This is a genomic window from Pontibacterium sp. (assembly GCF_041587635.1).
GTDB lineage: Bacteria > Pseudomonadota > Gammaproteobacteria > Pseudomonadales > Balneatricaceae > Pontibacterium.
In genome coordinates, this window is record NZ_JBFGYC010000327.1 from 1 (window position 1) to 4,660 (window position 4,660).

A 4,660-nucleotide genomic window follows, 5' to 3' on the forward strand; every position below is an offset into this window, starting at 1 on the left:
CTGAAGCCTACCCTACATTTCCAGATGAATAGATTCGTCAAAATATCCTGCCTAATGCATTGGTTTGGGGCCAACCTTAAACCCCTGTTTAGGCCAACCACCCTCTGGTACCACCGTTTTCCATGCTGGCCCCATCTGCGCCCGCGGTCTGGTCGTTGTCTGGAAACAGCCCCCCCCATAGCATGAATATCAGAGCTATAACTTCGTGAGGCTGTCCTAGTGGATTAGGACAAACCGACGCTCGTCGCGGTATATAAAAACTGCGTCAGTGATACGGCACTGATGCAACGGTGGATAATAAATATGACAAGCCAAGCCAATGTAATTCCGGTTCAGTCTGGCCTTCCTGAGTTTGAAGATCGGGACAACCAGCAGACCAAATATACGACCTGTTATATGTGCGCCTGTCGCTGTGGCATCAAAGTCACAGTAGAGGACAACAAGGTCCGTTTCATTCAGGGTAACCCCAACCATCCAATCAATAAGGGTGTTCTCTGCGCCAAAGGCAACTCAGGCATTATGAAGCAGTACTCTCCGGCGAAGCTTAGCTCGCCGTTGCTGCGTAAGCCGGGTACCGAACGTGGTGCAGGTGAGTTTGAAGAGATCTCCTGGGATCAGGCGCTGGATATGCTGGAAAAGCGCCTGTCTCACATCCGTGCAACCGACCCTAAGAAACTGGCGTACTTTACGGGTCGTGACCAGATGCAGGCACTGACCGGTATGTGGGCGAGCCAGTTCGGTACCATTAACTGGGCTGCACATGGTGGTTTCTGCTCCGTGAACATGGCAGCGGGCGGTCTGTACACCATGGGTCACGCATTCTGGGAATTTGGCGATCCGGATTGGGATAACACCAAATACTTCATGATGTGGGGTGTGGCGGAAGACCACAGCTCCAACCCGATCAAACTGGGTCTGAAGAAGCTCAAAGAGCGTGGTGCTAAGTTTGTCGCGGTGAACCCTGTTCGTACCGGCTATCAGGCAATTGCCGATGAGTGGGTTGCGATCCGTCCGGGTACCGACGCGGTGCTGGCGCTGTCGATGGTTCACGTACTGCTGAAAAACAAGCTGGTGGACGAAGAGTTCCTGATTCGCTACACCAATTCGCCTCAGCTGGTCGTGAATACTCCGGGACAGAAAGGTGATGGCCTGTTCTATCGCGGCGAAAGCGGCGAGATCCAAGTGTGGGATCTGGTAAAAGAGCAGTATGTTGATGCGAACCTGCCTGACATCAATCCGGCCCTGTTTGGTGAGTTCACCATGCCGGATGGTACGCCTGTCCGCACCGCCATGACTATCATGATTGATAAGTACATGGACGCGCAGTACGCACCGGAAAATGCCGCGAAAGAGTGTGGTGTTGCCGCTGAAGATATCGAGCGTATGGCGCTTGAAATGGCGCACGTTGCGTTCAAAGAAACAATCACTCTGGATGTAGAGTGGACCGACTGGGCCGGTCGTAAGCAGGACAAGTTCATCGGTCGTCCGGTATCCATGCATGCGATGCGTGGTATCTCTGCTCATTCCAACGGTTTCCAAACCTGCCGTGCAATCCACTTGCTGCAGGTTCTGCTGGGCACGATCGACTGTCCTGGGGGCCACCTGGCGAAGCCACCGTTCCCGAAACATGTTCCACCGGGTATCAAACCAGCCAAAGAGATGGCGCCGAATACACCACTGAAATCGCCACCTCTGGGCTTCCCAACGTGTCCTGAAGATCTGGCGATTGATGCGGATGGTAATCCACTGCGTATCGATAAAGCCTACAGCTGGGATGCTCCGGTTTCTTGTCACGGTCTGATGCACATGGTGATCAGTAACGCAGTGAAGGGTGATCCGTATGAGATCGATACCCTGATGCTGTTCATGGCCAACATGGCATGGAACTCCAGCATGAACACGGCTCAGACCATGGACATGCTGTGTGAGAAGAAAGAGGACGGCGAGTACAAGATCCCGTTCATCGTCTGCTCTGATGCATTCAACTCCGAGATGGTGGCGTACTCTGATCTGGTACTGCCAGATACCACTTATCTGGAGCGTTACGACACAATCTCCATGCTTGACCGTCCAATCTCCGAGCCGCATGCCGCGTGTGACTCCGTACGTATCCCCGTGGTACAGCCGGATCGTAACGTGATGAGCTGGCAGGAAGTGATGGTTGAAATGGCAGGGCGCTTAGGTTTCCCGGCGTTCAGCAAACCTGAAGGCGGCCGTAAGTACGAAGGCTATAAAGACTTCATCATTAACTTCGAAAAAGAACCGGGTATTGGATTCCTGGCAGGTTACCGCGGTAAAGATGGCGACAAGTCTCTGCGCGGTGAGCCTAACCCACGTCAGTGGGAAGCCTACGAAGAGAACGAAGGTTTCTTCGAAATGGAGCTGGCACCGAATCAGCGTTACATGCGTCACGCGAACAAAGACTATCTGGAACTGGCGAAAGAAGCCGCGTGGGTCGGTTCGACCAACCAGATCGTCATCGAGCTGTACTCTGAGAAGATTCAGACGTTCCGTTTGGCGGGACAGGGCTTGTACGACGGTCCGATGCCAACCGAAGAGCACCACAAAGAGCGTCTGGTGAAATACTTCGATCCACTGCCAACGTACTACATGCCGTTGGAAGAGCAGCGCATCGATCGCGAGGAATACCCATTCCACGCCGTCAACCAGCGTCCAATGTTTATGTATCACAGCTGGGATAGCCAGAACGCGTGGTTGCGTCAGATCATGTCGCAGAACTACCTGTTCATGAACCGCGTGGCTGCCGAGAAGATGGGTATTGATGACCTGTCCTGGGTATGGGTTGAATCCCATAACGGTAAGATCCGTGTGCAGATCAAGTACATGGAAGGCACCAACGAACAAACGGTCTGGACCTGGAATGCGATCGCTAAGCGTGGTGGTGCATGGGGTCTGTCCGACGATGCGAACGAAGCGACCGATGCGTTCCTGATGAACCATCTGATCTCCGAACTGTTGCCGCAGAAAGGTGACAATGAGGATCGTGTAACAAACTCTGACCCGATCACCGGTCAGGCAGCATGGTATGACCTGCGTGTGAAAATCACACCAGCTGCACCGGGTGAAACGGGCGCATGGCCGAGCTTCAGCGCGCTGAAGTCACAGCCAAACGCGAAGCCGTCACCGGATATGTTGAGCTACACGTCCCATGAAAACGTCAATCTGAACCGCCCGATGTCAGATATCCTGACCCGTGGCGAGAAGTAACAGCAGACGGAGAATAAAAAGATGAAATTAGGTCTGGTTGTTGATCTCGATACCTGTGTGGGCTGCCACGGTTGCGCCACCGCCTGTAAGCAATGGAATACGTCTGGCACCATCGGTCCGCTGTCGGATGAAAATCCGTACGGAAAAGACCCGAACGGTGCCTGGCTCAACCGTATCCGTACCTATGAGGTGGACGATACGCCAAACAGCAAAACCGTCAACATGCCGATGTCCTGCATGCATTGTGATAATGCTGCATGTGTGACGGTATGTCCGACCGGTGCATCCTATAAGCGTGAAGAAGACGGTATCGTCCTTGTCGATCAGGACAAATGCATGGGCTGTAACTTGTGCTCATGGGCGTGTCCATACGGTGCGCGTGAACTGGATCCACACAAAGGCACAATGAAGAAGTGCACCCTCTGTGTGGACCGTATTTACGATGAGAAATTACCGGAAGATGAGCGTAAACCTGCGTGTGTAATGACCTGTCCGACGAAGTCCCGTGTGTTCGGTGACTTTGATGATCCAAATTCAGAAGTCAGCCAGCTGGTGCGTGATCGTGCCGGTAAACAGCTGATGCCTGAATTGGGTTACGAGCCGGTTAATACCTATCTGCCGCCGCGTAACAAGCCGGTTGTGCAGACCCACGAGCCTGCGTCACTGAAAGAGACGGTGAAAGGTTGGGTTAACAAGGTCATCGCTCGCTGATAACGGTTGCGGGTGATCGCTCAGGGGCTCCTGCGTAGATCACCTTTGCAATCCGTTATCGCAGATTGGTATTCGAAAACAACAATAAAGTTTTGTCGGTTAGTAGCACCGGCAAGCCGGGCCGCCTCCACTGGCCCGGCACCCTAATAACGGAGACGTTACTATGCATCCGGCTTTTTCAGTACTCGTATTCACCGTGATGTCAGGGGCAGGTTACGGCCTGATCACTCTGATGATTCTGGGGCACCTGTTTGGTTTGCCTCAGTTGCAGGACAGCACAGTTTTGTTGACGGGCGGCGGTCTGGCCTTTGCGTTGATCAGCGGTGGTTTGCTGTCATCTACGCTTCATTTGGCTAATCCTAAGAATGCATGGCGTTCTTTCAGCCGCTTTAAAACATCCTGGTTGTCTCGCGAAGCCGTATTTGCTGTGCTGTTTTACCCATTTCTACTGGGTTATCTGGCAAATATCTGGGCGAATGGTACAGAAGTTACCGGCACCGCTCAGCTTGCAGGCTTCGGTGCTGCGGCGTTGGCCATGGTGACGCTGTTCTGCACCAGCATGATTTACGCAAGCCTTAAAACCATCCGTCAGTGGAACTCGTCATTGACGCCAGTAAACTATATCGCGCTGGGCCTGATGTCCGGTTCTCTGCTGCTGGCTGCGGTGCAATCTGCGGTGACCGGTGACCTGTCCTCAACATTGCACACCATTGCAATGGGA

Annotated in this window: 3 protein-coding genes; all 3 read left to right on the top strand. The window is 53.2% G+C overall.

What is annotated here, in order from left to right:
• The first annotated feature begins 303 nt into the window (after positions 1 to 303).
• Complete coding sequence (locus tag ABYW01_RS14660; protein WP_372833993.1) at positions 304 to 3,228, top strand: molybdopterin oxidoreductase family protein; 2,925 nt, start codon at positions 304 to 306, stop codon at positions 3,226 to 3,228.
• A gap of 21 nt (positions 3,229 to 3,249) precedes the next feature.
• Positions 3,250 to 3,939 carry a 4Fe-4S dicluster domain-containing protein gene (locus tag ABYW01_RS14665; RefSeq protein ID WP_372833995.1) on the top strand — a complete coding sequence of 230 codons (690 nt, stop codon included), beginning with the start codon at positions 3,250 to 3,252 and terminating at the stop codon, positions 3,937 to 3,939.
• A gap of 163 nt (positions 3,940 to 4,102) precedes the next feature.
• On the top strand, positions 4,103 to 4,660 hold a 558-nt coding region (locus ABYW01_RS14670), incomplete at its 3' end, for a dimethyl sulfoxide reductase anchor subunit family protein (RefSeq protein WP_372833998.1).